General features: G+C 60.4%; 23 protein-coding genes and 1 tRNA gene. 17 read left to right on the forward strand and 7 right to left on the reverse strand.

Annotation, left to right across the window (positions count from 1 at the left end):
* Nucleotides 1-26: 26 nt before the first annotated feature.
* The 5 genes from potA (at nt 27) to AAHA39_RS13740 (ending at nt 3907) form a co-directional block, all read left to right on the forward strand.
* Nucleotides 27-1181, forward strand: coding sequence for a polyamine ABC transporter ATP-binding protein (gene potA, locus AAHA39_RS13720; RefSeq protein ID WP_156854326.1), 1155 nt, complete (start codon nt 27-29; stop codon nt 1179-1181).
* Entirely contained in the window at nt 1178-2083 is a 906-nt protein-coding gene (locus AAHA39_RS13725; RefSeq protein WP_042029512.1) for an ABC transporter permease subunit, read from the forward strand. The genes potA and AAHA39_RS13725 overlap by 4 nt, the downstream gene beginning before the upstream one ends.
* Nucleotides 2080-2925, forward strand: coding sequence for an ABC transporter permease subunit (locus AAHA39_RS13730; protein ID WP_370689175.1), 846 nt, complete (start codon nt 2080-2082; stop codon nt 2923-2925). Before AAHA39_RS13725 ends, AAHA39_RS13730 begins: the two co-directional genes overlap by 4 nt.
* Before the next feature lie 45 nt (nt 2926-2970).
* On the forward strand, nt 2971-3675 hold the full coding sequence (locus AAHA39_RS13735) for an MOSC domain-containing protein (protein WP_320656279.1): 705 nt from the start codon (nt 2971-2973) through the stop codon (nt 3673-3675).
* 155 nt (nt 3676-3830) lie between these two features.
* Nucleotides 3831-3907, forward strand: a tRNA-Pro gene (locus AAHA39_RS13740).
* Nucleotides 3908-4198: 291 nt separating this feature from the next.
* Here AAHA39_RS13740 and AAHA39_RS13745 read toward each other — a convergent pair.
* Nucleotides 4199-4726 carry an AbiTii domain-containing protein gene (locus AAHA39_RS13745; protein ID WP_033115627.1) on the reverse strand — a complete coding sequence of 176 codons (528 nt, stop codon included), beginning with the start codon at nt 4724-4726 and terminating at the stop codon, nt 4199-4201.
* A gap of 124 nt (nt 4727-4850) precedes the next feature.
* Entirely contained in the window at nt 4851-5315 is a 465-nt protein-coding gene (locus tag AAHA39_RS13750) for a thioesterase family protein (protein ID WP_182926811.1), read from the reverse strand.
* Between the two features lie 133 nt (nt 5316-5448).
* Here AAHA39_RS13750 and recQ point away from each other — a divergent pair, with 133 nt between their 5' ends.
* Nucleotides 5449-7284: an ATP-dependent DNA helicase RecQ gene (gene recQ, locus AAHA39_RS13755; protein WP_071913983.1), complete on the forward strand. Its 1836-nt coding sequence runs from the start codon at nt 5449-5451 to the stop codon at nt 7282-7284.
* A gap of 72 nt (nt 7285-7356) precedes the next feature.
* Here recQ and AAHA39_RS13760 read toward each other — a convergent pair whose 3' ends face one another.
* Nucleotides 7357-7659 (reverse strand): c-type cytochrome, encoded by a 303-nt coding sequence (locus AAHA39_RS13760; RefSeq protein WP_071913985.1) that lies wholly within the window; start codon nt 7657-7659, stop codon nt 7357-7359.
* 106 nt (nt 7660-7765) lie between these two features.
* Between AAHA39_RS13760 and AAHA39_RS13765 the strand changes: the two genes are divergently transcribed.
* The 3 genes from AAHA39_RS13765 to AAHA39_RS13775 all read left to right on the forward strand — a co-directional run bounded on the left by AAHA39_RS13765 (nt 7766) and on the right by AAHA39_RS13775 (nt 10260).
* On the forward strand, nt 7766-9193 hold the full coding sequence (locus AAHA39_RS13765; protein ID WP_320656280.1) for a protein adenylyltransferase SelO: 1428 nt from the start codon (nt 7766-7768) through the stop codon (nt 9191-9193).
* Between the two features lie 10 nt (nt 9194-9203).
* Nucleotides 9204-9491: a DUF3630 family protein gene (locus AAHA39_RS13770; RefSeq protein WP_042029509.1), complete on the forward strand. Its 288-nt coding sequence runs from the start codon at nt 9204-9206 to the stop codon at nt 9489-9491.
* A 94-nt stretch (nt 9492-9585) separates the two neighbouring features.
* Complete coding sequence (locus AAHA39_RS13775; protein ID WP_043850636.1) at nt 9586-10260, forward strand: 7-cyano-7-deazaguanine/7-aminomethyl-7-deazaguanine transporter; 675 nt, start codon at nt 9586-9588, stop codon at nt 10258-10260.
* Nucleotides 10261-10527: 267 nt separating this feature from the next.
* Here the strand turns inward: AAHA39_RS13775 and rraA are convergent, their stop codons facing one another.
* Nucleotides 10528-11013, reverse strand: a complete 486-nt coding sequence (gene rraA / locus AAHA39_RS13780) for a ribonuclease E activity regulator RraA (RefSeq protein WP_021138460.1) — start codon at nt 11011-11013, stop codon at nt 10528-10530.
* A 144-nt stretch (nt 11014-11157) separates the two neighbouring features.
* Between rraA and AAHA39_RS13785 the strand changes: the two genes are divergently transcribed.
* On the forward strand, nt 11158-13011 hold the full coding sequence (locus AAHA39_RS13785) for a methyl-accepting chemotaxis protein (protein WP_320656281.1): 1854 nt from the start codon (nt 11158-11160) through the stop codon (nt 13009-13011).
* A gap of 122 nt (nt 13012-13133) precedes the next feature.
* Nucleotides 13134-13778: a chromophore lyase CpcT/CpeT gene (locus AAHA39_RS13790; RefSeq protein ID WP_320656282.1), complete on the forward strand. Its 645-nt coding sequence runs from the start codon at nt 13134-13136 to the stop codon at nt 13776-13778.
* 93 nt (nt 13779-13871) lie between these two features.
* Here the strand turns inward: AAHA39_RS13790 and rpmE are convergent, their stop codons facing one another.
* The gene (gene rpmE, locus AAHA39_RS13795; protein WP_033115620.1) at nt 13872-14087 is read right to left on the reverse strand and encodes a 50S ribosomal protein L31; all 216 of its coding nucleotides are present in this window, start codon (nt 14085-14087) and stop codon (nt 13872-13874) included.
* Nucleotides 14088-14235: 148 nt separating this feature from the next.
* On the opposite strand from rpmE, the gene priA reads away from it, so the two are divergent.
* Entirely contained in the window at nt 14236-16443 is a 2208-nt protein-coding gene (priA, locus tag AAHA39_RS13800) for a primosomal protein N' (RefSeq protein WP_320656283.1), read from the forward strand.
* Between the two features lie 80 nt (nt 16444-16523).
* On the opposite strand, the gene AAHA39_RS13805 is transcribed toward priA, so the two are convergent.
* The gene (locus tag AAHA39_RS13805) at nt 16524-17630 is read right to left on the reverse strand and encodes a hypothetical protein (RefSeq protein ID WP_320656284.1); all 1107 of its coding nucleotides are present in this window, start codon (nt 17628-17630) and stop codon (nt 16524-16526) included.
* 158 nt (nt 17631-17788) lie between these two features.
* Here AAHA39_RS13805 and AAHA39_RS13810 point away from each other — a divergent pair, with 158 nt between their 5' ends.
* The 5 genes from AAHA39_RS13810 (at nt 17789) to dtd (ending at nt 23658) form a co-directional block, all read left to right on the forward strand.
* Complete coding sequence (locus AAHA39_RS13810) at nt 17789-19222, forward strand: DUF2867 domain-containing protein (protein ID WP_320656285.1); 1434 nt, start codon at nt 17789-17791, stop codon at nt 19220-19222.
* Nucleotides 19223-19370: 148 nt separating this feature from the next.
* Nucleotides 19371-20597 (forward strand): aromatic amino acid transporter, encoded by a 1227-nt coding sequence (locus AAHA39_RS13815; protein WP_216994992.1) that lies wholly within the window; start codon nt 19371-19373, stop codon nt 20595-20597.
* A 240-nt stretch (nt 20598-20837) separates the two neighbouring features.
* Nucleotides 20838-22079 carry a malic enzyme-like NAD(P)-binding protein gene (locus AAHA39_RS13820; protein ID WP_071913998.1) on the forward strand — a complete coding sequence of 414 codons (1242 nt, stop codon included), beginning with the start codon at nt 20838-20840 and terminating at the stop codon, nt 22077-22079.
* 176 nt (nt 22080-22255) lie between these two features.
* Nucleotides 22256-23128: a virulence factor BrkB family protein gene (locus tag AAHA39_RS13825; RefSeq protein ID WP_041209731.1), complete on the forward strand. Its 873-nt coding sequence runs from the start codon at nt 22256-22258 to the stop codon at nt 23126-23128.
* 92 nt (nt 23129-23220) lie between these two features.
* Nucleotides 23221-23658, forward strand: a complete 438-nt coding sequence (dtd, locus tag AAHA39_RS13830) for a D-aminoacyl-tRNA deacylase (protein WP_033138812.1) — start codon at nt 23221-23223, stop codon at nt 23656-23658.
* On the opposite strand, the gene AAHA39_RS13835 is transcribed toward dtd, so the two are convergent.
* Nucleotides 23647-24327 carry a spermidine synthase gene (locus AAHA39_RS13835; protein ID WP_320656300.1) on the reverse strand — a complete coding sequence of 227 codons (681 nt, stop codon included), beginning with the start codon at nt 24325-24327 and terminating at the stop codon, nt 23647-23649. The two genes, dtd and AAHA39_RS13835, sit on opposite strands and share 12 nt — an antisense overlap.
* Between the last annotated feature and the right edge of the window lie 18 nt (nt 24328-24345).

A 24345-nucleotide genomic window follows, 5' to 3' on the forward strand; every position in this document is an offset into this window, starting at 1 on the left:
TCGATATCACGTTGGGGAGTTTGGTAATGGCGATAGCCTCCAGTGCCTACAAGAAAGCCCTCGAGGGCAGCCAGCAGCGTAAAGAAGTGCTGGTCAAGATTGATCGGGTAAGCAAGCAGTTCGATGAAACGCTGGCTGTCGATAACGTATCGCTCAACATCAACAAGGGGGAGATCTTCGCCCTGCTCGGTGGCTCCGGCTCCGGCAAGTCGACCCTGTTGCGGATGCTGGCCGGTTTCGAACGTCCGACCGAGGGGCGGCTCTATCTCGATGGTGTCGACATCACCGATATGCCGCCTTACGAGCGTCCCATCAACATGATGTTCCAGTCCTACGCCCTGTTCCCCCATATGACGGTGGCGCAAAATATCGCCTTCGGCCTCAAGCAGGATGGCCTGCCCAAGCCGGAGATCGATGCCCGGGTGGAGGAGATGCTCAAGCTGGTGCAGATGACCCAGTATGCCCGCCGCAAGCCGCACCAGCTCTCCGGTGGCCAGCGCCAGCGGGTGGCGCTGGCCCGTTCGCTGGCCAAACGCCCCAAACTGCTGCTGCTGGATGAACCCATGGGGGCGCTCGACAAGAAGCTGCGCTCCCAGATGCAGCTGGAGCTGGTCGAGATCATCGAACGGGTCGGGGTTACCTGCGTCATGGTGACCCACGATCAGGAAGAGGCGATGACCATGGCCGAGCGGATCGCCATCATGCACCTCGGCTGCATCGAGCAGATCGGCAGCCCGATGGATATCTACGAAACCCCGGCCAGCCGGCTGGTGTGCGAGTTCATCGGCAACGTCAACCTGTTCGACGGTCTGCTGGTGGAGGATGAGCAGGACCACGCCATCATCGCCTGTGCCGATCTGGAGCAGCCCATCTATGTGGGCCACGGCATCAGCTCCCGTGCCGAGAACAAGAAGGTTACCTACGCCCTGCGCCCGGAGAAGCTGCTGATGAGCCTGCAAAAACCGGCGGAGATCGAGCATCCGGATTTCAACTGGACCAAGGGCAAGGTCTACGACATTGCCTATCTGGGCGGCCACTCGGTTTATCACATCGAACTGCCCTCGGGTAAAATCGTTCAGGCTTTCATCGCCAATGCCGAACGCCACGGCAAACGGCCAACCTGGGATGACCAGGTGTTCCTCTACTGGGAAGATGACAGCGGCGTGGTGCTGCAATCATGAAGGCATTGAGACGACTGAAGCATGTGTGGGGTCGCCAGCTGGTGATCGGCATCCCCTTCTTCTGGCTGTTCCTCTTCTTCCTGCTGCCCTTCATCATCGTGCTGAAGATCAGCTTTGCCGAAGCGGATGTGGCGATCCCGCCGTACACCGACGTGGTGAGCTGGGCCGACAACCAGCTCACTATCCTGCTCAACATGGGCAACTACCTGATGTTGCAGGAGGATGAGCTCTATATCGCCGCCTATCTCGGTTCGCTCAAGATGGCCTTTATCAGCACCATCCTCTGTTTGCTGATCGGCTATCCGATGGCCTACTCCATCGCTCGGGCCAACAAGGAGACCCAGACCGTTCTGCTGCTGCTCATCATGATGCCGACCTGGACCGCGATTTTGATCCGGGTCTACGCCTGGATGGGCATTCTCAGCAACAACGGCTTGCTCAACAGCTTCTTGCTGAGCATCGGTCTTATCCACGAGCCGCTGCAGATCCTCAATACCAACCTGGCGGTCTATATTGGCATCGTTTACTCCTACCTGCCATTCATGGTGCTGCCGCTCTACGCCAATCTGGTCAAGCATGACCAGAGCCTGCTGGAGGCCGCATCCGATCTGGGAGCCCGCAACCTGACCCGTTTCTGGCAGATCACGGTGCCGCTCTCCAAGAACGGCATTATCGCCGGCTGCATGCTTGTGTTCATTCCGGTGGTGGGGGAGTTTGTTATCCCGGAACTGCTTGGCGGCCCGGAGACACTGATGATCGGTAAGGTGCTGTGGCAGGAGTTCTTCAACAACCGCGACTGGCCGGTGGCCTCTGCGTTGGCGGTGGTGATGCTGGCAGTGCTGATCATCCCCATAATCCTGTTCAACCGTAACCAGGCCAAAGAGCTGGAGGGCAAGGCATGATGAGACGTTTTGGTTTTGCCAAGCTGATGCTCTGGCTGGGGCTGCTGTTTATCTATCTACCCATGGTCATCATGGTGATCTACTCCTTCAACGCCTCCAAGCTGGTGACGGTATGGGGGGGCTGGTCGCTCAAGTGGTACTTTGGCCTGCTCGACAACAAGCAGCTGATAGGCTCGGTGCTGCGCTCGCTGGAGATCGCCTTCTATACCGCGATTGCGGCAGTGGCGCTGGGGACGGTGGCGGCTTTTGTGCTGACCCGGATCCCGCACTTCCGTGGCCGCACCCTGTTCGGCGGCATGGTGACGGCGCCGCTGGTGATGCCCGAGGTGATTACCGGTCTGTCGCTGCTGCTGCTGTTCGTGGCGATGGCCCAGCTGGTGGGTTGGCCTGCCGAGCGCGGCATGCTGACCATCTGGATCGCCCACACCACCTTCTGTACCGCTTATGTGGCGATCGTGGTGTCGGCCCGCCTGCGCGAGCTGGATCTCTCCATCGAAGAGGCAGCCATGGATCTGGGGGCCAAACCGTGGAAGGTGTTCTTCCTGATCACCATCCCGATGATCGCCCCCTCGCTGGCGGCAGGCGGCATGATGTCGTTTGCCCTGTCGCTCGATGATCTGGTGCTGGCGAGCTTCGTATCTGGCCCGGGCTCGACCACCTTGCCGATGGAGGTTTTCTCGGCGGTGCGGCTCGGGGTGAAACCGGAGATCAACGCGGTCGCCAGCCTGATCCTGTTGTCGGTATCGCTGTTTACCTTTGGCAGCTGGTATCTGATGGCCAAGGCGGAGAAGCGCCGCCGTGCCGAGATCGCCATGACCACCCAGATGCAGGCGGTTGCCTGACCTCGTGTTAAGATCCGCACTCTCTCGTCAACCCGGAGGATGAGAATGCGGATCTCCCTTTTTAGCGGCCGCGGCACCGAGCTGGTGCCCGGCCTTGTCTCTGCCATCCACAAGCAGCCGGTGACTGTGCCGGTTCGTTGCACTTTTGCCGGTCTGGAAGAGGATGAGCAGAGCGATCAACGTCATCACGGCGGCCCGGATCGGGCACTCCATTTCTATTCAGCTGACCATTATCCCTGGTGGCAGACCTGGCAAACTGCGCTGGGTCTTCCTGCTCCCCGCACTCCCTGGCAACCCGCCGCCTTTGGCGAGAACCTGTCCGGTGTCGGGCTGACCGAGATGCAGGCCTGTATTGGCGATGTCTATCGACTTGGTGAGGCACTCATCCAGATAAGTCAGCCCAGATCGCCCTGCTTCAAGCTCAACCAGCGCTTTGGCTATGGCCAGATATCGCAGGTGATGCAGCTGAGCGGCCGTTGTGGCTGGCTGCTGCGGGTGCTGGAGGAGGGGATGATTGCACCCGAGGCGACCATGGAGTTGGTAGACAGGCCTTACCCGGAGCTGACGGTGAAGCGCACCGCCGATATCCTGTTCAATCAGGTACGCAACGAAGTGGATCTGTTGTTGCTGCTGGAGAATCCGTCCCTCTCGCCCAACTGGCGTCAGCATGCGGCTGATTGGCTGGAGCACGGCACAGTCGCTGACTGGCAACGTCGTCTGCTGGGCCCCGAGTCGCTGCGCTTGCCTTGAGGCAGAGTTAGCGGAATGTCACCATCCGGCTGCATTTCGGTAAACGGGGGCGACGAGTGCTGAATAGTTGAGCGAACGGCACTTTTTTTCCCTTTAAATGCAAAAAAGGCTTGTGTCGGGTCGGCCCTTTCGGTAAATTCCCGTCCCGCAGACATCGGTGTGTAGCGCAGCTTGGTAGCGCACTTCGTTCGGGACGAAGGGGTCGGAGGTTCGAATCCTCTCACACCGACCAAATTTGAAAAGGCCGCTCAATAGAGCGGCCTTTTTGCATTTCGCTTTCCTGCTTTCTCGCTTCACTTTACCTGCCGACCTGCCGACCTGCCGACCTGCCGACCTGCCGACCTGAAAATTGGCCGAGTGATTTCACTTGCTGTATGCGGGGCCGAAGCAAAACCACAGATATTAAAAGGGCCACCGCTTGGTGGCCCATTGGTGGAGTCTATTCTGACTCCGGCACTCTAGATTGTGGCAATCTCGTTATGGCTCTTGTCTATGGTGCCCTCCTTGCGCGCCAGGCGCTTGTTCAGATATGCCAGTGCTGATGCCGCAAAGCCTTTAAACTGTGTTGGGGCAGCAAGGCCGCGTGTTTGGGGTACTCACAAATAAAATGTTCGATTCCCTCCATCAGTTGTTCACGTAATGAAATCACGGGCTCATGCCAGGCTTGCAGGCATAGGTGACCGGGGATCAACTGCTCCTGATAATCTTCCAGCAGCTGTTCTGGCCAGGGCTCAATACCGGAATTGCGTTGCAGCAAATAGTGGGCGGCGGGTTCACGGGCATAAATGAACTGAATTTGGGCCAGATCGCGTTGGCTTAGCGTTTGACTGTTGATGTGACAGGTCAAATATTTTCCCGTCTTCAGGTCCAGAAAGTGACCGCGTTGCCGACAGGGGACGATGCGATACCAAGGCAGGGGTGAGGAGAGAGAATACCCCTCAAGCTCCTGTTCCAACCAGTGGCGACACTCGGGTGTCTGCACCTCGTCGAGCATGGACTCGAGCTGTGTCAACAAGGCTCTGGATGGTTTGATGGCCAGTTTCGCACTCATCACCTGCAATCCTCCCTCTGCACACAATCCCGACTATGAGTATGGACCTGCTTTAGCCAGAGGGGGTAGGGAATCTAATGATTAAAAGTGGATTAGCAGAGTGCTTTTTATGCATTAATGGCGTTTAGCCCACCAGATAGGTGCCGGTCCCAAAGGCGATATGGGTGCCCTCTTCGTTGTGCAGCTCCATCCGGGCTACCGCGACCTTGCTGCCGGCCCGGATGATGTGGGCGGTGGCAATAAACTCGTTGCCGCGCCCCGGCCGCAGATAGTCCACCCGCAGATCTATGGTGCCGAGGCGGGAGAAGCGTTCCTTGAGATAACTGGGGGAGAAATCCTCCAGATCGTCGATGCAGGAGGCCGCGACTATCATGCCGCCCGCCACGTCGAGCAGAGCTGCTGTGACGCCACCGTGCAGGATGTTGTGGAAGGGGTTGCCGATCAGCTTCTCCTCCATCTTGATGCGCAGCTCCACCCGGTCGAAGTCGTAGTGGGTCACCTGCATGCCGATCAACTTGTTGAAGGGCATCTTTTCAGCGAACAGGTTGGCAATGCCACTGAGCGCCATCTTCTTGAGCATCTGTTTCATTCCTTGAATCCGATTCCTGTTTGCAAAGCCGAGTAAAAGCTCCAGCCAGTCTGCAACAGTTCCTTAACAGTCGCAATGGCAGGTTTATTGTGGGCGGCGGCTGCTTTAGAATGGCGACCCCAAAGGAGAGCCCATGACCGCGATTGCCGAAACCCTGCCAGATCCTCAGCCAGAGAGTCCGCTTGCCCTGCTGCAGGCGGTCTTCGGCTATCAGCAGTTTCGGCCGGGTCAGCTCGAGATTATCGAGCAGATCGTCGCGGGGCGCGATGCGCTGGTGCTCAAGCCCACCGGTGGTGGCAAGTCGCTCTGCTACCAGATCCCGGCACTGCTGCGGCCCGGGCTCGGGGTGGTGGTCTCTCCCCTTATTTCGCTGATGAAGGATCAGGTCGACAGCCTGCGCGCCAACGGCGTAGCGGCGGTCTACATCAACTCGGCCCTCAGTCGGGAGGAGATGATCCAGAACTTCGCTGCCATGCGTCGTGGCGAGATCAAGTTGGTCTATGTCTCCCCCGAGCGCTTGCTGCAGCACGAGTTTATGGACCGGCTGGCCGAGCTGCCGCTCGGGCTGTTCGCCATCGACGAGGCGCACTGCGTCTCCCAGTGGGGCCACGATTTCCGGCCTGAGTATGCGGCGCTGGGGCGGCTAAAACAGTGGTTCCCACAGGTGCCGGTGGTAGCGCTCACCGCCACCGCCGACGAGGCGACCCGCAGCGACATGCTGCACCGGTTGGAACTCAACGCTCCCTTTATCCACACTGCCAGCTTCGATCGTCCCAATATCCGCTACAGCCTGGTGGAGAAGTTCAAGGCGGCCGAGCAGCTGCTGCGTTACGTGCAGAGTCAGAAGGGCAACTGCGGCATCGTCTACTGCTCCAGTCGCAACCGGGTGGAGGAGGTGGCCGAGCGGTTATCCCGCCACGGCTGCAAGGCGGCGCCCTATCATGCGGGGCTGCCGCTCGAGCAGCGCCAGCAGACCCAGGATGCCTTCCTCAAGGACGACATCGAGATCGTGGTGGCGACGGTGGCGTTCGGTATGGGCATCGACAAGCCCAATGTGCGCTTCGTGGTGCACTACGACATCCCGAAGAACATCGAATCCTACTATCAGGAGACCGGTCGCGCCGGGCGCGATGGCACTCCCGCCGAGGCGCTGCTGCTCTACGATCCCGCCGATATCGGCCGGGTGCGCCGCCTGCTCGACAACATCGAGAACCCCCAGCAGTTGCAGGTGGAGCAGTACAAGCTCAACGTGATGGCCGCCTTTGCCGAGGCGCAGACCTGCCGCCGTCAGGTGCTGCTCAACTATTTCGGCGAGTACAACGACAAGCCCTGTGGCAACTGCGATATCTGTCTCGATCCGCCCAAAAGTTATGATGGCACCGAAGATGCCCAGAAGGCGCTCTCCTGCGTCTGGAGGGTGGGACAGAATTTCGGGGTGGGTTATGTGGTAGAGGTGCTGCGCGGGTCGCTGAACCAGCGCATAAAGGATCACGGCCACGACAAGCTCTCGACCTACGGCATCGGCAAGGATCAGAGCCACGAATACTGGATGAGCGTGATCCGCCAGCTGATCCACAAGGGGCTGCTGACCCAGAACATCACCCGCAATCTGGTGCTGCAGTTGACCGAAGCGGCCCGTCCGGTACTGCGTGGCGAGGTGAAGCTGGAGCTGGCAGTGCCCCGCTTGCAGCCTATCTCCAGCCGCAAGGAGAAGCGCAACGGTCTGCTCGACAATGCCAACTATGACAAGCGGTTGTTCAAGGAGCTGCGCGCCCTGCGCAAGCAGATTGCCGAAGATGAAGAGGTGCCGCCCTACGTGGTATTCAACGATGCCACACTGGTGGAGATGGCACAGCTGATGCCGATGACCGAGGAGGAAATGCTAGCGGTCAACGGCGTCGGTCACCGCAAGCTGGAGCGTTTCGGGGAAGCCTTTATGGACCTGATCATCGACTATTGCCGAAGGTAAGAAAGCTTGGCGAAGCACGGCCGAATGGATGCTTCGCCAACGGGGAGGCGCCCGACAGCCGGGTGCAGCAGATTACTTGAGGCTGGCGTAATAGGCCGCCAGATTCTCCATATCCGCATCGGTGAGCGGCGCCATAAAGGGAACCATCAGGGGCTCTTTGCGGCTGCCATCCTTGAAAGCCTTCAGCTGTTTCACCAGATAGGCGGCATTCTGCCCGGCCAGATGGGGGTAGTTGGGGATTATCGCCTTGCCTTCCACGCCGTGACAGGCAGCACAGACGGCCGCTTTGGTCTTGCCCGCTTCGATATCGGCTGCCTTGACCTGATGAACCCAGGCCAGAGCCAGCAGGGGCAGGGCATAAAGCCACTTTTGCATCTTCTTCTCCTTGAATTGAACAAATGAGGATTGCCGGTTGGCGGACAGCCTGCTGACGGCAGTATAAAGATTGACACGAGCATACTCAGGGATGAATGGCACAACCATGAAGCTGATCAACACTTTTGCGAGCGAACTGCCCTGGGCCTGTGAACCTGTGGTGCCCCAGCCGCTACAACAACCCCGGCTACTTCACCTCAACCGCGCTTTGCTGGATGAGCTGGGGTTGGGAGGCGTCAGCGAGTCTGAGTGGATCGCCTGCTGTGGTGAGGGAAAATTGCTGCCCGGCATGCAGCCGGTGGCGCAGGTGTATGCCGGCCATCAGTTCGGCGGCTATAGCCCAAGGCTTGGCGATGGCCGGGCACTGCTGTTGGGTGAGCAGCTGGCGCCCGATGGCTTGCGCTGGGATCTCCATCTGAAGGGGGCAGGAAAGACGCCGTTTTCCCGCTTTGGTGACGGCCGCGCCGTATTGCGCTCGAGCATTCGCGAATATCTGGCCTCCGAAGCGCTCCATGCCCTTGGCATACCGACCACCCGGGCGCTGGTGCTGGTGGGCAGCCAGGAGCCCGTTTACCGCGAACAGGTGGAGACCGGGGCGACCGTGCTGCGCACCGCCCCCAGCCATCTGCGCTTCGGCCATATCGAGTATTTCGCCTGGAGCGGGCAGGGAGAGAAGATCCCGCCACTCATCGACTATCTGCTGCGCCACCACTTCCCCGAACAGGAGAGTGGTGCCGAACTGTTTGCCGAAGTGGTGCGACGCACCGCGCGGCTGATTGCCAAATGGCAGGCGGCGGGCTTCTGTCACGGGGTAATGAATACCGACAACATGTCGCTGCTCGGCTTGACGCTGGATTACGGGCCATACGGCTTTATCGATGCCTACGTGCCGGACTTTGTCTGCAACCACTCGGACCCTGCGGGCCGCTACGCGCTGGATCAGCAGCCCGCGGTCGGTTACTGGAATCTGCAAAAGCTGGCACAGGCACTGGCGGGGCATGTAGACGGTGATGTGCTGGCTGCTGCGTTGGCCCAGTACGAACAGCAGTTGATGCTGCACTACTCCGAACTGATGCGGGCCAAACTCGGGCTGGCAGTGTGGGAGGAGGATGACCCGGCGCTGTTCCGCGAGCTGTTCCGGTTGCTGGCGGCTAACAAAGTGGATTACCACCTGTTCCTGCGCCGTCTCGGTGAGGTGACGGGAGAGGGGGCATGGCCGGCATCCTTGCTGGTGTTATTAGCCGACCCCGCTGCGTGGCAGGGGTGGTTGACTCGTTACCGGGAGCGGCTGGTGCGGGAAGGAAGCGAAGATAGTGTGCGCAAGGCGCGGATGGATGCCATCAATCCCAAATATGTGCTGCGCAATGCGCTGGCCCAGCAGGTGATCGATGCTGCCGAGGCGGGCGATATGCAGCCGTTCGAGCGCTTGTTTGCCGCTTTGCAACGCCCCTATGATGAGCAACCCGAATATGAGGATCTCGCTACCCCGCAACCGGCATGGTATTGCGGTGGCGAGCTATCCTGCAGCAGCTGAGAGATTTGGAATGAGATGGCAGATCAAGCAGATAGATAGCGATGCCGGAGTTGTAATGCTGGCGTGCCCCGCTCTCGATTGGGACACCTTTCCGGCCTTGGCCGGGGCGCTGCTGCAGGCGTGGGAGCTGCATCCACTGGAGCGGGATGTCGGTGCCGATCGCCATAGCTGGTTGCTGGATTTCGAGGGGAGCCAGTTCAGACTGGAGTTTGAGCACTACAGCGGCTGCTGGTTGGAGGCGGTACGTCCTGAAGATCGGGAGGCGCTGCTCTGGCTTGCCAGACAGCATAAAGATTGAACTATCGCGTGCGGGGCGTATAATCTCGCGCTTCGCTTATCGCCAATGGTGGCGATATGGGTTCCCTAACCCCATTAACCAAAAAGGTCACAAGATGAATCTGACCCCTGAGCAGTACCAAACGGCGCTCGTTCGCCTGTCGTTGTTCCATATCCTCGTTATTGCCAGCAGCAACTATCTGGTTCAGCTGCCTATCACCGTCTTCGGTTTTCACACCACCTGGGGTGCGTTCAGCTTCCCCTTTATTTTTCTGGCGACCGACCTGACGGTGCGGATCTTCGGTGCCGGTCTGGCGCGCAAGATTATCCAGACTGTGATGCTGCCGGCACTGGCCATCTCCTATGTGCTCTCCGTACTCTTCTTTGAAGGGAGCTTCCAGGGGGTGGGCCATCTGGCCGAATTCAACCTATTCGTGGCACGTATCGCGCTGGCCAGCTTTATGGCTTATCTGGTGGGCCAGTTTATGGACGTGGTGGTGTTCAACCGCCTGCGGCTGCTCAAGCACTGGTGGGTGGCGCCAGCTGCTTCCACTCTGTTTGGCAACATGGTCGATACCATCGCCTTCTTCAGCGTGGCCTTCTGGCGCACGAGCGACCCCTTCATGGCGGAGCACTGGGTCGAGATCGCGACCGTGGACTATGTGTTCAAGCTGCTGATTAGCCTTGGTTTGTTCGTGCCGCTCTACGGCGTGCTGTTGCGCTATCTCAGTCGCAAGCTGGTTGGAGAGGCGGGATTGCCTGGGTTGCAATCCGCAGTCCGACAAGCCTGATGAAATTGGCCACCCTTAACGGTGGCCAATTTTTTTGCCTGATTGGCAAATAAAGCTTGCTCAATTAAATGAGAATGATTATCGTTAACTTGTTTTCCGGGAAAGGCCTCATCCGTTCCAACGTGATGGACTTCTTGTGAAGGCACGACATTGCTCACATTGCTTCCAGTTAAGGGCCAGTTTATCTGGCCCTCTTTTTTGCTCCGGTTTCGGCAAATTGCGGGCATAAAAAACGGGAGCAGTTGCTCCCGTCATCATGCTGCTGGCTTACTCGATGTCGAGTGCCTCGGGGGAGAGGATCACCCCTGTGGTATCGGCGTAGAGATGATCGTCAGGCAGGAAGGTGACTCCGCCAAAATTGACCGGCAGATCCGTTTCCCCCACATCCTTGCTGTCGGCACCGACCGGAATGGCTGCCAGCGCCTGAATGCCGATGTCGAGATCTTCGAGGATATCGACTTCGCGGACGCAGCCGTAGCAGACAATCCCTTCCCACTCGTTTTCAGCGGCAGTGGTGGCTATCTCGCTGTCGATCAGGGCGCGGCGCATGGAGCCACCGCCATCGATCAGCAGCACCCGGCCAACGCCGTTCTCTTTGACGAGCTCACGGATGAGACCGTTCGATTCGAAGCACTTGACGGTGGTGATGACGCCGCCGAAAGAGGCGCGGCCGCCGAAGGAGCAAAGCATGGGTTCGAGCACATCCACCATGTCCTGATAGATGTCGCACAGTTCTGAAGTGTTGTATTCCATAGTGTCAAATCCACGGCTGGAAACAGGTGGATCCAGTATAAGGAGTGAGACCGGCATTTCAATGAATATTCCTTGAACAGCCACAGGGATAACGTTTTCCGCATAAGCTCAATGCAGTTCATCCGTACAGGTGAGAGGTGCATCGTGCTGATCCGTCATAAGTTGATTCTGAATACCGTACTGGTTGCGATTGCCATGGTGGTACTGAGCGGCCTCTTTATCTATTCGAGCCAGGTTACCCGCAGCCTGACACAAGCCCAGCGCAATGTGGACGGGCTGGAGATTGCCATGCTGAATCTGCGGCGGGCCGAGAAGGATTTCCTGCTGCGTAAGGATCTGAGCTTCGTTAACCATTTCAATGAGGTCATGACGCAGTTCCACCAGCTGGACGAGACCCTGGGCCGTGACGACAACCTGGCTGCGGTGCATGCCGATCTGGCCAGGCTGGATCAGCAGATGGCGGCTTACGGCAAGGCGTTTCTGGAGCTGGTTGCCCAGCAGCAGAAGATTGGTCTGGGGCCGGAGGATGGGCTCTATGGCAAGCTGCGGACTGCCGTGCATGAAGTGGAAGATGGCCTCAAAAAGCTGGATCAGCAGGGGTTGCTCATCACCATGCTGCAGCTGAGACGGGCGGAGAAAGACTTCATGCTGCGATCAGATGTCCAGTATCTCGACCGTTTCCAGACTCTGCACAAGAGTTTCCAGCAGAGTCTGGCCGCCTTGCCGGAAGCCGACCGCGGCAAGCTGGAGCAGGCCAGCAATCAGTATCGGGAGGACTTTGTCGCATTGGTGCAGGGTATGCAGGTGCTGGGGCTGAATGAGGATGAAGGGCTGCGCAACCAGATGCGGGGTCTGGTTCATCAGACCGAGCAGGTGTTCTCTGCCGTCGACCAGCATATCGCCGGTGAGCTGGATCAGCAGACTGCTCGCCTCAATACCCTGATGTTGATGTGTGGCGGGGTGATCATCGTACTGATAGGTATCATGAGCGTGCTGCTGGGTCGCAGCATCGATCGTCCCATTAGCCGGGTAAATGATACCGTCAATCGCATTCGCCAGGATAATGACCTGCGCCTCAAGATCGAGCTACAGGGAGCCGATGAAATGGCTCAACTGGCGGGTAACCTCGATGTGATGCTGGGCGGGTTCCGCAACCTGATCGGCGATGTGAAACAGAGCGTGCATACCCTGACGGAGGCGGCAGATCACCTGTCGGACAACGTTAAACGTACCAGCGAGGGAGCTGCTCGCCAGCTGCAGGAGACCGACATGGTGGCCACCGCCTCGACCGAGATGGGTTCCACCATAGAGGAGATCGCCCGCAATACCGAGCAGGCCGCCAACAATGCCCAGGCGACCAACAACAAGGCGATGGAGGGGCGCAGTGCGGTGGAGAACACCGTCGACCAGATCCGTCTGCTGGCTGACAATCTTGAGCACTCATCCCGCGAGGTTGGTCAGTTGCAAAGAGAGAGCGAGACCATCGGCTCGGTGCTGGACGTGATCCGTGGTATTGCCGAGCAGACCAACCTATTGGCCCTCAACGCGGCGATCGAGGCGGCACGGGCGGGGGATCAGGGGCGCGGTTTTGCGGTGGTGGCGGATGAGGTGCGTAGCCTTGCCATCCGTACCCAGAAATCGACTCAGGAGATTGCCGGCATCATCAGCTCGCTGCAGAAGCAGACCGGCAGTATCGTCGAGGTGATGGCGACCTGTCGCGAGCAGGGGAGTCGCAGTTCCGATCAGGCCAACGTGGCGGGGGCGCTGCTGGAACAGATCACTCAGGATGTTACCCACATCATGGATATGAGCACCCAGATTGCGGCAGCGATCGAGGAGCAGAGCCTGGTCGCCAACGAGGTGAACCGCAACGTCAACAACATCCGCGACATTGCGCAGGAGTCGAGCGCCATGGCGGCGGAGAATGCCAGATCCAGTCAGGGGCTGAACGAGCAGGCCAAGCTGCTGAATCAGGCGGTCGCGAAATACCGGGTTTAGTGATCGGGCGGGCATCCTTGCGAGGTTTTTTCACCAGAGTGGCAATGATTTGATCGTAATGGCTGTTATTGAGCAGCTTCGCTCATATAATCGCCGCCACTATGATGATTCGGAAGGATTCGATGACAAAGTTGCTGGTGGCCGTATTCGGGCTATTTTGCTCCTGTCTGGTATCGGCAGGAGTATCGTCCCGGGCCACTGTTTCCGGCATGGAGCCGCTCCTCAGCTGGTTCAGCGGAGATTTTTCGAGCCAGGAGCAGGCGCGATATGACGACCGCTTTACCAGCGCTGAATTGCGTCTGGTGGAGATCTGGCGTGGCTATCAGGGTTATCGCTGGGTCTATGCCGAGCAGTACCTGACCCTGCGTGCAGTTCGCCCCTTCCGCCAGCGGATCTATCGTTTCTCCCCCAGTCCTGATGGACGCATTCTGATGGCCGAGCTGACCATGCCGCGGGCCACCGACTTTGCCGGCGCCTGGCACAACCCGGAATTGCTCGATAGCCTCACCCCCCAGCAACTATCTCTGCGTCGTGGCTGCGAGATCTGGTTGAGCCGCGCGCCATCCGGTGAATATGCCGGTCATACCCGGGTTGGTCACTGCGCTACCGATTTCGGTGGCGCCAGCACGCTGGTGCAGCATGTCTGGATTGGTCCCAACAGTGTCAGACTGCTGGATCGGGCTTATGATTTGGCGGGCAAGGCGCGCTGGGGGAGTCCGGGGGAGGGATATGTCTATCTGCGCAGGGTGCGTGAGCGCGGGCACTGAGCCTGACGGACGGAAAACGTGAGTGATTGTAAGACCACAGAAACAAAAAAGACGCCCATAAGGCGTCTTTTTCAGAATTCGTCAGAAGTAGAATTACTTCTTGGAAGTCATCGCACCGAAACGCTTGTTGAACTTGTCTACGCGGCCGCCGCTAGAAACTTCTTTCTGCTTGCCGGTGTAGAACGGGTGGCACTCGGAGCACACGTCCAGGTTCAGATCTTTACCGATGGTAGAGAAAGTGTTGATGACGTTACCGCAAGAGCACTTGGCGGTGATGGCTACGTAGTCAGGATGGATACCAGCTTTCATGGACAACCTCAAAGTAATAGGCCGTGTCGCCATCCGATCTCTTGTCGGACACCACACGATTGTTGAACACAGTTTCAAAGGCTGCGAATAATATAGGAAATGCCTGAGATCAGGCAAGTGGCTTCGCAGAAAAAATAGGCAACCTCTGGTGAATTCTTCCCAAACGCTGGATCTGGTTCGTGTGGCTGTACCGGTGCCGCTACGCCGTCATTTCGACTATCTCTCCCCCCTGCCGTTACCTGCTCCCGGTTGTCGGGTCGAGATCCCTTTCGGCCCGCAGACCCTGGTCGGTCTGGTGGTGGATCACCCGGCCGAGAGCCAGGTGCAGCTCAACAAGCTCAAACCCATCAAGCGCGTCCTCGATGGGGCGCCTGTGCTGGGGCCCGACATTCTGGCGCTGATGAACTGGAGTGCCAGCTACTACCAGCACCCGCTGGGAGAGGTGTTACCGCACGCCCTGCCGGTGCTGGTGCGCAAGGGGGAGCCTGCCGCCTATCGCGAGCTGGAGTTCTGGTTTGCGACCGATGCTGGCATGGCCATCGATCTCAACGAGCTCAAGCGGGCGGCCAAGCAGCAGCAGGTGCTCGCCCTGCTGCGTAAGGGGCCGCAGACGCCATCAGCCCTCAAGCAGGAGGAGATCCAGAGCGCAGCCCTCACTGCGCTGGAGAAGAAGGGGCTGTTGGAGAAGCGTTCGCTGGAGCCGAGCCACGATGGCGATTGGGCTGCCCGTTTTGAGCCGGGGGAGGGGCTGCGCCTCAACGGCGAGCAAGCACTGGCCGTCTCTGCCGTTACCAGCCAGAGCGACAAGTTCGGTGCCTTCCTGCTGGACGGCATCACAGGTTCCGGTAAGACCGAAGTTTACCTGAGCATCCTCGAGCCGCTGCTCAAGGCGGGCAAGCAGGCGCTGGTGATGGTGCCGGAGATCGGCCTCACTCCACAGACCATCAACCGCTTCCGGCGCCGCTTCAACGTGCCGGTGGTGGCGATGAACTCGGCCATGAACGATCGGGAGCGGCTCGATGCCTGGCTCGCCTGCCGCGACGGCGGCGCTGCCATCCTGATCGGCACCCGCTCCGCGGTGTTCACCCCGTTTCACAACCTCGGCATCATCATCATCGACGAGGAGCACGACGGCTCCTTCAAGCAGCAGGACGGTTTTCGCTACCATGCGCGGGATCTGGCGGTGATGCGGGCTCATCGTGCCGGCATCCCCATCTTGCTTGGCTCGGCCACCCCGTCGCTGGAGACATTGCACAACGCTCGAACCGGCAAGTATCACCACCTCACACTCACTCGCCGTGCCGGCAATGCCCAGACTGCCCGTCAGGTGATCCTGGACATCAAGAACGTGCGGCTGCAGGCGGGGCTCTCTCCCCAGCTGGAGCAGTTGATGGCGGAGCATCTGGCGGCGGGCAATCAGGTGATGCTGTTTCTCAACCGCCGTGGCTATGCCCCGGCTCTTATTTGCCACCAGTGCGGCTGGAGTGCCGCCTGCGAGCGCTGTGACGCCTGGTACACCTGGCATCAGGCCGGACGACGGCTGCACTGCCACCACTGTGACAGCGTGCGCCCGTTGCCCCACCACTGCCCCGAATGTGGCAGCAACGAACTGATCGGATCGGGAGTGGGCACCGAGCAGCTGGAGCAGCTGCTCACCACGGTTTTCCCGCAATATCCCGTAGTACGCATCGATCGGGACAACACCCGTCGCAAGGGGGAGTTGGAGACCCACCTCGGTGACATCAAGGCGGGCAAGTACAAGATCCTGATCGGTACCCAGATGCTGGCCAAGGGCCACCACTTCCCGGATGTGACTCTGGTAGGGCTGCTGGATGTGGATGGCGCGCTATTCAGCGCCGATTTTCGCGCCGCCGAGAAGCTGGCCCAGCTCTACACCCAGGTGGCGGGCCGTGCCGGTCGCGCCAGCAAGCCTGGGTTGGTGGTGTTGCAGAGCCATCATCCCGAGCACGCCCTGCTGCAGGATCTGACCCAGAACGGCTATGGCCACTTCGCCGACACGGCGCTGAAAGAGCGTAGCCTGCTGGGGCTGCCGCCGTTTAGCTATCAGGGACTGTTTCGGGCCGAGGCCAACGGCCGTGACGAGGTGCAGCTGTTCCTCAGCCGCCTCGCCGATACCCTGCGCAGCGCCCGCTATCCCCATGTTCAGGTGCTCGGGCCCATCAGCGGCTTTATGGAGCGCAAGGCGGGCAAGTTCCGCATGCAGTTACTGGTGCAGGGGCCGAACCGTGCGCCACTGGCCCAGCTGCTCGATTGGGCGGTGAAGGAGCTGGAGGGGTGGCCCGAGACCAAGCGGGTACGCTGGAGCCTCGACATCGACCCCACCGAGCTGAACTGAGCCAGGCTCTTGTCGCTGATGGTGAAGCGGTCGCTGGCGCGCTTCGTCAGCGACCGGGTTTTGCCATGCGGGTGCCGGTTTCAGACCCGCAGGTCGACCTGCTGTACCCAGCCGCCCTTGCCCTGTTCGGTCACATAGAGGCCGGACTGGCGCAGCACCCCCTGATTGCCGCTTTCCCCCAGATGGTTGAAGGGGGTGTCGAGGGGATGGAGCAGGATGGCGCCGATCCCCAGCTCCACCAGAGCGATGGGGGAGTGTTCCGGCTGCCAGAACTGCAGCGCCGAGAACTGGCTATCCCGCTCGTCCAGCACCCCGTTGCCATCCTCATCCAGGGTCGTCAGCTCGCCGAAGCCATTGCCGGAGCGGGCCCCGAACAGCTCGCCGCCGTCATCTATGGTGCCGTTGCCGTTGCGATCCAGCGCCACAAAGCCGCTCCCTTCACTCAGGCCCGGCAGGCTGTCCTCTTTGCCATCCTGATCGATGTCGAACTTGACCCGGGCGTCGGTCAGGCCGGCGATTTTTCCATCCAGACTGAGCACCAGCGGATCCTTGAGGGCATTGAGGGTAGTGCGGCGCTTGCTGATATCGAGCTGGCGCCAGTCCAGCACAAAACCCAGATCAAGTTGTAGACTCTGGCCATCCTGAGTCTCTATGCTGGCCGAGGCGACTACGTTGAGCTGCTCCTTTTGCAGTAGGCTGTCGGTTACTTCCACCAGTTGATCCGGCTCGGCGGCGGGTTGACTGCTGTCGCCCGTCGGGGAGTTCACCCCCTCAGCGCTCTGGTCGGTCGGTTTGATCGGATCCGGCAGCTCTATCTCGTGGCCCAGCATCGCTTCGATCATCAGCTTGATAAGCCGCTGGTGGTTGTCGAGCCCGTCGTTGGGAACGCCGTTCTCCTCCTGATTTTTGCCCCCCTCCGCCTTGGCTGGCGCGGCTGCGGTTTGCGGGGGAGTCTGGGTATTGCTCCGGCTGCTGGCTTGCAACGTCAGGGCACTGGCTTGCATCAGGGTGGTTCGCTGCTCGCCGGATGGCGGTGTGGCGGCCGTTCCGTTGGTACTATTGGCCTGCGGCGCGACTGACCCCAGTCTGCGCACCTTGCGGGCCTGCGCCTGTTGCTGCCGGTATTGCACCTCCCCCTGGAGGTCATAGTGATCGATGCGCATATCTTCGCCCTCGGCGCTATACATCTGGTCAGTTATCGACCAGACAATGAACCGGGATTAACACCAAATCGGACTAACAGGCAGAATTGTTAGTTCCATGTTGCAAAGTGATGGTGAGGCTGGATGATGGGCATTCAGGTTGCCAGCCCGGTAGCCGGGACGACAAGGGAAGGGGAGAGAGGATGAGAAACTGTCTGGTGATGGGGGCGGCGGGCTATATAGGCTCCTATCTGGTGCCTCACCTGCAAACGCTGGGCTACAGGGTGATTGCCGGGGCGCGCCGTCCCTGCCGCTTGCCTGAGGGGGTCGAGTTTCGCCTCGCCGACAGCCTCAAACCAATCACCCTGCTGCCTGCGCTGGCGGGCATAGATACCGTCTTCTATCTGGTGCATGCCATGGGGGCGGGGGCTGATTTTCACCGGCTGGAGCAGCAGGGGGTAAAGAACTTCGCTGCCGCCGCTCGTGCTGCCGGGGTGCGCCGCATCATCTATCTCGGGGCGATCCAGCCGGAGCAGTGCAACAGCCGCCATCTCAACTCCCGCCGCCACTGTGGCGAGTTGTTTCGTGACTCCGGCGTGCCGACGGTGGAACTGCGCGCCGGCATCATCATCGGGCCCGGTTCGGCGGCGTTCGAGGTGATGCGGGATCTGGTATTCAACCTGCCGCTGATGGTGACGCCCAAATGGGTGCGCTCGCGCACGCCGCCGATTGCGCTGTCAAACCTGTTGCACTATCTGGGCGGGCTGGTAGAGGCCGACGAGGTGGATGGCCGCATTTTCAATGCGGTCGGCCCCGAGCTGCTCAGCTATCAGCAGCAGTTGCAGAAGTTCGCCGCCCATATCGGCAAGCGCTGTCCCATCATTCCCATCCCGTTTCTGAGTCCGCGTCTCTCCGCCTGGTGGCTGCAGTTTGTCACCTCGGTGCCGCAGCCGGTGGCCAAGGCGCTGGTGGGTGGCCTCAAGCACGATATTCCGGCCGATGATGGCCCGCTGCGTGCCCTGCTGCCGCAGACCCTGCTCAGTTTTGACGAGGCGCTGGCCGAGAGTCTGGCGCTGGAGCAGAAGCTGGGTGCCGAACAGCAGGGGCAGGAGACGCCGCTCGGCCTGCGCTGGCGCCATCCCGAATATGGCTTCTATGACCGTACCGCCAGCGGCGATGCCATATGTCTCGCCTCCCCCGAGGTGGTGTGGCAGGTGTTGCAGCAGCTGGGGGGCGAGAAGCGCTACTTCTACATGAACCAGCTGTGGGTGGTGCGCGAATGGATGGATCACCTGATCGGCGGCCCGGCCCGCACCCGTGGCCGCAGCAATCCCGATCGCTTCGTGAAGGGTGACATGCTCGACTCCTGGCAGATCCTCGGGGTGGATGAGGGGCGCAGGCTCGATCTGCTGTTCAACATGAAGGCCCCGGGCGTCGGCCGGCTGGAGTTCAACATCCTGCCGGAGGAGTCCGGGTTGACCCGCATCCGGGTCACAGCCCACTGGCATCCGCAGGGCGCCTGGGGGCTGGCTTACTGGCTCGCCATGCTGCCGTTTCATCTCTTCATCTTTCAGGGAATGACCGAGGCCATCGCTCGAGAGGCGGAGGCAAAAGCCGGTATCCCCGTAATGAATTGAGCCTCCTTTCTTCGCTCGGATGGCGCTGGCTGTACACGTCAGGCCCTCCCTTTGGCCCATATTGAGGTGCTTCCCCGGGCAAAGGCTGGCATCATGCCGCGGTCTTGTTTACCGCGGATAGATAACCAGTCAGAAAAAAGAAGGGATTATGAAGAAAAAACCATCAATTTTGGGGGGCGCCTGCATTATCGCCAGCGTCTGCGTGGGGGCTGGCATGCTCGGTCTGCCGAGTTCGGGGGCGGGGGCCTGGACCCTCTGGTCGGTGCTGGCACTGACCGTCACCATGGTGATGATGACCCTCTCCGGCTGGATGCTGCTGGAAGCCTTCCAGCACCACGACATGCGCGTCTCCTTCAATACCGTGACCCGCGAACTGCTGGGGGAGCGGCTCAACTTCTTCAACAATCTCTCGGTCTACTTTGTCGGCGGCATTCTGCTCTACGCCTACATTACTTCCTCGGGCGCCATCCTGCAGGGGATTCTGGGGATCGACAGCAAGCTCGCTTCCGTGCTGTTCGTGGCAGTTTTTTCGCTGGTGGTCTGGCACTCGACCCGCGCCGTTGACCGCATCTCTGTGGTGCTGATCGCCTTCATGATCATCAGCTTCGCCCTCGGTGTGACCGGTTTGCTCGGCCATATCAAGCTGCCGACCCTGCTCGATCTGGCTGGTGGTGAGAGTCACTACGCCCCCTATGCGATGGCGATGCTGCCGGTGGCGCTCACCTCGTTTGGCTATCACCACTCGGTTGCCTCCCTGCGCGCCTACTACCAGAACGAACGGCAGGCAAAGTGGGCGATTCTGGGGGGAACCCTGATCGCGCTGGCGCTCTATGTGCTCTGGCTGCTGGGGATCTTCGGCAACCTGCCTCGTCAGGAGTTCGCCCCCGTGATTGCCCAGGGCGGCGATGTGAACGTGTTGCTGAAGGCGCTCTCCGGCGTCATCGAGTCGGAGCGGGTGGCCAGTGCCATCAACGGCTTCTCCATGGCGGCCATTCTCTCCTCCTTTATCGGGGTGGGGCTCGGGGTGTTCGACTATCTGGCGGATCTGTTCAAGTTCGACAACAGCCGTGCCGGTCGCTGCAAGAGCTGGGCTGTTACCTTCCTGCCACCGCTGCTGCTCTCGCTGCTCTTCCCGTTTGGCTTCCTGCTGGCCATCGGTTATGCCGGCGCAGTGGCCACTGTGTGGACCTGTCTTATTCCGGCGCTGCTGGTGCTGAAGTTCCGCGCCCGGGCTGCCAGTGGCAGCGCAGCCCCGCATTTCGTCACCCCGGGTGGCAAGCTGGTGGCCTGGCTGCTGATCCTGTTCGGACTGGCGACCGCACTGTTCCACTTCCTCGCGATGGCGAACTTGCTGCCGGTCTACTCGGGTCAGTAATCGGCACGCAGGGTCACATGATGGCGGCAGGGTAACTTGCCGCCATTTTTTGCACCTGCAGTGCAGGATCTATAACTAAAGTGGTATCTGTGACTGGGGGATGGTGCTAAACGAACTGGTCTGATCTGGCTAATGGCAGCATGATCTGCTGGGCATGCCCACCGCTTTCTTTTATGATCCCCGCCCTTCTGCGTGCCCCCTGCCGGCACCTCATTTGCACCAACCACATCGGGGTCCCCCATGTCCGATCTGCGTCAAGAAGCACTCGATTACCACGCTCAGCCCGTACCGGGCAAAATTGCCATCGCCCTGACCAAACCCGCCGAAACCGCCCGCGATCTGGCGCTGGCCTACAGCCCGGGGGTTGCCGAGCCGGTGCGCGAGATCGCTGCCAACCCGGCCGATGCCTACCGCTATACCGGCAAGGGCAATCTGGTGGCCGTCATCTCCAACGGCACTGCCATTCTTGGGCTGGGCAATCTGGGGCCGCTCGCCTCCAAGCCGGTGATGGAAGGCAAGGCCCTGCTGTTCAAGCGCTTCGCCGGCATCGACGCTATCGACATTGAGGTGAAGCACGAGACCAGCCAGCAGTTCATCGACACGGTGGCGGCAATCGCCGATACCTTCGGCGGTATCAATCTGGAAGATATCAAGGCACCGGAGTGTTTCGAGATCGAGCAGGCGCTGATCGAGCGCTGCGATATTCCGGTGTTCCATGATGACCAGCACGGTACTGCCATCGTCACCGCCGCCGGTCTGCTCAATGCGCTGGAGATCCAGGGCAAGCTCATCAGCGACAGCCGCATCGTCTGCATGGGGGCGGGGGCTGCCGCCACCGCCTGCATGGACCTGCTGATCAAGTGTGGCGCCAGAGCGCACAACATCTTCATGCTGGATCGTCAGGGGGTCATCCACACCGGCCGCAGCGATCTCAACAAGTACAAGCAGCGCTTCGCCAACGAGACCCCGCTGCGCACTCTGATGGATGTTATCGAAGGGGCGGATGTGTTTGTCGGTGTTTCCGGCCCCGATGTGCTGCCCGCCGAGGCGGTCGCCCTGATGGCGCCCAATCCAGTGATCTTCGCCTGTTCCAACCCGGATCCGGAGATCAAGCCGGCGCTGGCCCACGGGGTGCGCAGCGACCTCATCATGGGCACCGGTCGCTCCGACTACCCGAACCAGATCAACAACGTGCTCTGCTTCCCCTTCATCTTCCGCGGTGCCCTCGACGCCCGTGCCAGCCGCATCAACGATGCCATGAAGATTGCCGCGGTCGAGGCGATCCGTGCGCTGGCCAAGGAGCCGGTGCCGGCCGAGGTTCTGACCGCCGCCGGGGTGAGCGAGCTCGCCTTCGGCAAGGATTACGTCATTCCCAAGCCGATGGATGCCCGTCTGCTGCCGCGGGTTGCCCGCGCCGTGGCGCTGGCGGCGGTGGCCTCCGGCGTCGCCCGCATCGAGCTGCCCGCGGATTACATGCTGTAATCCGGCATTGCAAACGGCCCCATAGCGGGGCCGTTTTTATCTCTGCTTCTGGCGACAGACAGAGACGCCATACGGGTGACAGGTTGGGGGGGATGGAGGCAAATCGGGTTCAAAGGTGGTCAAACAGCGCTCTCCTCTGACACAATATTGCCACTATGACGCTAACGAGAATCAAGATGCAGCAGCCTGTCAGCGGCCGTTTGGCCCACGCCCTCTCCTTCTTGCGCCATGATGGTCGCCACTTTGCCCAGTTTGTCTGGGGCCGTTTCCAGCAGGACCGATTGACGGTCACCGCCGGTTATCTGGCCTATGTCACCCTGCTTTCACTGGTGCCGATGATCGCCGTGGTCTTTGGCATGATGTCCGCTTTCCCGGTGTTCCAGAGCCTCAAGCAGGCGATGGAGCAGTTCGTCTACCACAACTTCGTACCGACGGCGGGAGAGGTGCTCAAGGAGTACATCGACGGCTTCGTCGCCAATGCCACCAACACCACGGCGGTGGGGATCGGGGCGCTGGTGGTGGTGGCGCTGATGCTGATCTCCGCCATCGACAAGAACCTCAACTACATCTGGCGTTCGACTCAGGGCCGTCCGCTGGCGCAGGCGTTTGCCATGTACTGGATGATCCTCACCCTGGGGCCCGTGCTTATCGGTGCCAGCATCGCCATCTCCTCCTACATCTTCTCGCTGCGGCTGTTTGGCGCCGAGAGCCTGTTCGGCATCGGCTATCTGCTGCTGCGCGGCTTGCCATTCCTCTTTTCAGTGCTCACCTTCCTGCTGGTCTATACCGTGGTACCGAACTGCAAGGTACGGCTGGCCCACGCCTTTATCGGCGCGCTGGTGGCGGCGACCCTGTTCGAGCTGGCCAAGCGCGGCTTTGCCATCTACATCACCAGCTTCCCCTCCTATCAGGCCATCTACGGCGCGCTGGCCACCATCCCGATCCTGTTTGTCTGGGTCTATTTGAGTTGGCTGGTGGTGCTGCTTGGCGCGGAAACCACCGCCTGCCTCGGTGAATACGAGAAGCCAGCCAGTGAAGAGCTGGGCTAAGCCATCGCCTTGGCCACCGGTTTATTGGTAGCATCGACGACCGCCCCTGCAATCGAGCCGGGGCGGTCGTTCTGTTTTGAGAGGAGAGGGATGTGATTGCACTGATTCAGCGGGTCAGCGAGGCCAGCGTGACCGTCGAGGGGGAGGTGACCGGCGCCATCGGTCAGGGGCTGCTGGTGCTGCTCGGGGTGGAGCAGGGGGATGACGAGGCCAAGGCCGACAAACTGCTGCACAAGGTGAGCGGCTATCGGGTCTTCAGTGACGAGAATGGCAAGATGAACCTCAATGTCAGCCAGATCGGTGGCAGCCTGCTGGTGGTCTCCCAGTTTACCCTGGCGGCCGATACCAAGAGCGGGATGCGCCCCAGCTTCTCCTGCGGTGCCCACCCGAGCGAGGCTGAACGCCTCTATGACTACTTCGTGGCGAAGGCTGCTGCCAGCGGCATCCCGACCGCAACCGGGCGTTTTGCCGCCGACATGAAGGTGGCGCTGGTCAACGACGGCCCGGTTACCTTCTGGCTACAGGTCTGAGGATGCCTGATCCCGTGGTATGACGTGGACAATCACGTTGATGAGCCCTGCGACCGGATAGGGGGTAGCCGGGCCAATCCACTGCTCGATCAGCGTCAGGGCGTGGGTTAGCTCCAGCTCGGTGCGCGGCAACAGATTGATGACCAGAGTGCCGCAGAGGCGGGGAGCCAGCGCTCGGTAGAGCCGCTCCTGAAACAGCAGCAGCGGGTTGCCATCCTGACTGAAGAGATCGAGCAGGATGAGATCGTACTGCTGCTCGCTCTGCTCCAGAAAGGCGAGGGCATCGGCCTGATGGAGTGCCGGAGCGGCGCGTTCATCGCTCTCCAGATGCTGGAAAAACTGCTGATAAACGGTCAGTACCTCTTCGTCGAGGTCAACGCACTCGTGGCGTGCATCGGGCCAGCGTTGACTCAGATGGCGGGTGAGATCGCCGCCACCCAGCCCCAGTTCGAGGATCTGCCCGGCCTGTTCCGGCAGCAGGCAGGCGATGACCCGCTGATGGGGCAGACAGAGGGCGGCGGGGTCGGCGAGCGACATGGCGGATTGCACCACGCCGTCTATCTCCAGCCAGCGGTGCTGGTCATTTTCCTGCACGGTGAGGCGGCGCTGGGGTTTGACGCTGAGGTGCAACAAGTTATCGGCTTGGTACGCTTGCAGATTGAAGTCCATGAATTTGCACGGCAAGAT

The organism is Aeromonas sp. SE22 (genome assembly GCF_038739755.1).
Taxonomy (GTDB): domain Bacteria; phylum Pseudomonadota; class Gammaproteobacteria; order Enterobacterales; family Aeromonadaceae; genus Aeromonas; species Aeromonas jandaei.

Coding starts and splice junctions, on each gene's coding strand:
- potA (WP_156854326.1), top strand. CDS start 27: ATGGCGATAGCCTCCAGTGCCTACAAGAAAGCCCTCGAGGGCAGCCAG.
- AAHA39_RS13725 (WP_042029512.1), top strand. CDS start 1,178: ATGAAGGCATTGAGACGACTGAAGCATGTGTGGGGTCGCCAGCTGGTG.
- AAHA39_RS13730 (WP_370689175.1), top strand. CDS start 2,080: ATGATGAGACGTTTTGGTTTTGCCAAGCTGATGCTCTGGCTGGGGCTG.
- AAHA39_RS13735 (WP_320656279.1), top strand. CDS start 2,971: ATGCGGATCTCCCTTTTTAGCGGCCGCGGCACCGAGCTGGTGCCCGGC.
- AAHA39_RS13745 (WP_033115627.1), bottom strand. CDS start 4,726: ATGAGTGCGAAACTGGCCATCAAACCATCCAGAGCCTTGTTGACACAG.
- AAHA39_RS13750 (WP_182926811.1), bottom strand. CDS start 5,315: ATGAAACAGATGCTCAAGAAGATGGCGCTCAGTGGCATTGCCAACCTG.
- recQ (WP_071913983.1), top strand. CDS start 5,449: ATGACCGCGATTGCCGAAACCCTGCCAGATCCTCAGCCAGAGAGTCCG.
- AAHA39_RS13760 (WP_071913985.1), bottom strand. CDS start 7,659: ATGCAAAAGTGGCTTTATGCCCTGCCCCTGCTGGCTCTGGCCTGGGTT.
- AAHA39_RS13765 (WP_320656280.1), top strand. CDS start 7,766: ATGAAGCTGATCAACACTTTTGCGAGCGAACTGCCCTGGGCCTGTGAA.
- AAHA39_RS13770 (WP_042029509.1), top strand. CDS start 9,204: ATGAGATGGCAGATCAAGCAGATAGATAGCGATGCCGGAGTTGTAATG.
- AAHA39_RS13775 (WP_043850636.1), top strand. CDS start 9,586: ATGAATCTGACCCCTGAGCAGTACCAAACGGCGCTCGTTCGCCTGTCG.
- rraA (WP_021138460.1), bottom strand. CDS start 11,013: ATGGAATACAACACTTCAGAACTGTGCGACATCTATCAGGACATGGTG.
- AAHA39_RS13790 (WP_320656282.1), top strand. CDS start 13,134: ATGACAAAGTTGCTGGTGGCCGTATTCGGGCTATTTTGCTCCTGTCTG.
- rpmE (WP_033115620.1), bottom strand. CDS start 14,087: ATGAAAGCTGGTATCCATCCTGACTACGTAGCCATCACCGCCAAGTGC.
- AAHA39_RS13805 (WP_320656284.1), bottom strand. CDS start 17,630: ATGTATAGCGCCGAGGGCGAAGATATGCGCATCGATCACTATGACCTC.
- AAHA39_RS13810 (WP_320656285.1), top strand. CDS start 17,789: ATGAGAAACTGTCTGGTGATGGGGGCGGCGGGCTATATAGGCTCCTAT.
- AAHA39_RS13815 (WP_216994992.1), top strand. CDS start 19,371: ATGAAGAAAAAACCATCAATTTTGGGGGGCGCCTGCATTATCGCCAGC.
- AAHA39_RS13820 (WP_071913998.1), top strand. CDS start 20,838: ATGTCCGATCTGCGTCAAGAAGCACTCGATTACCACGCTCAGCCCGTA.
- AAHA39_RS13825 (WP_041209731.1), top strand. CDS start 22,256: ATGCAGCAGCCTGTCAGCGGCCGTTTGGCCCACGCCCTCTCCTTCTTG.
- AAHA39_RS13835 (WP_320656300.1), bottom strand. CDS start 24,327: ATGGACTTCAATCTGCAAGCGTACCAAGCCGATAACTTGTTGCACCTC.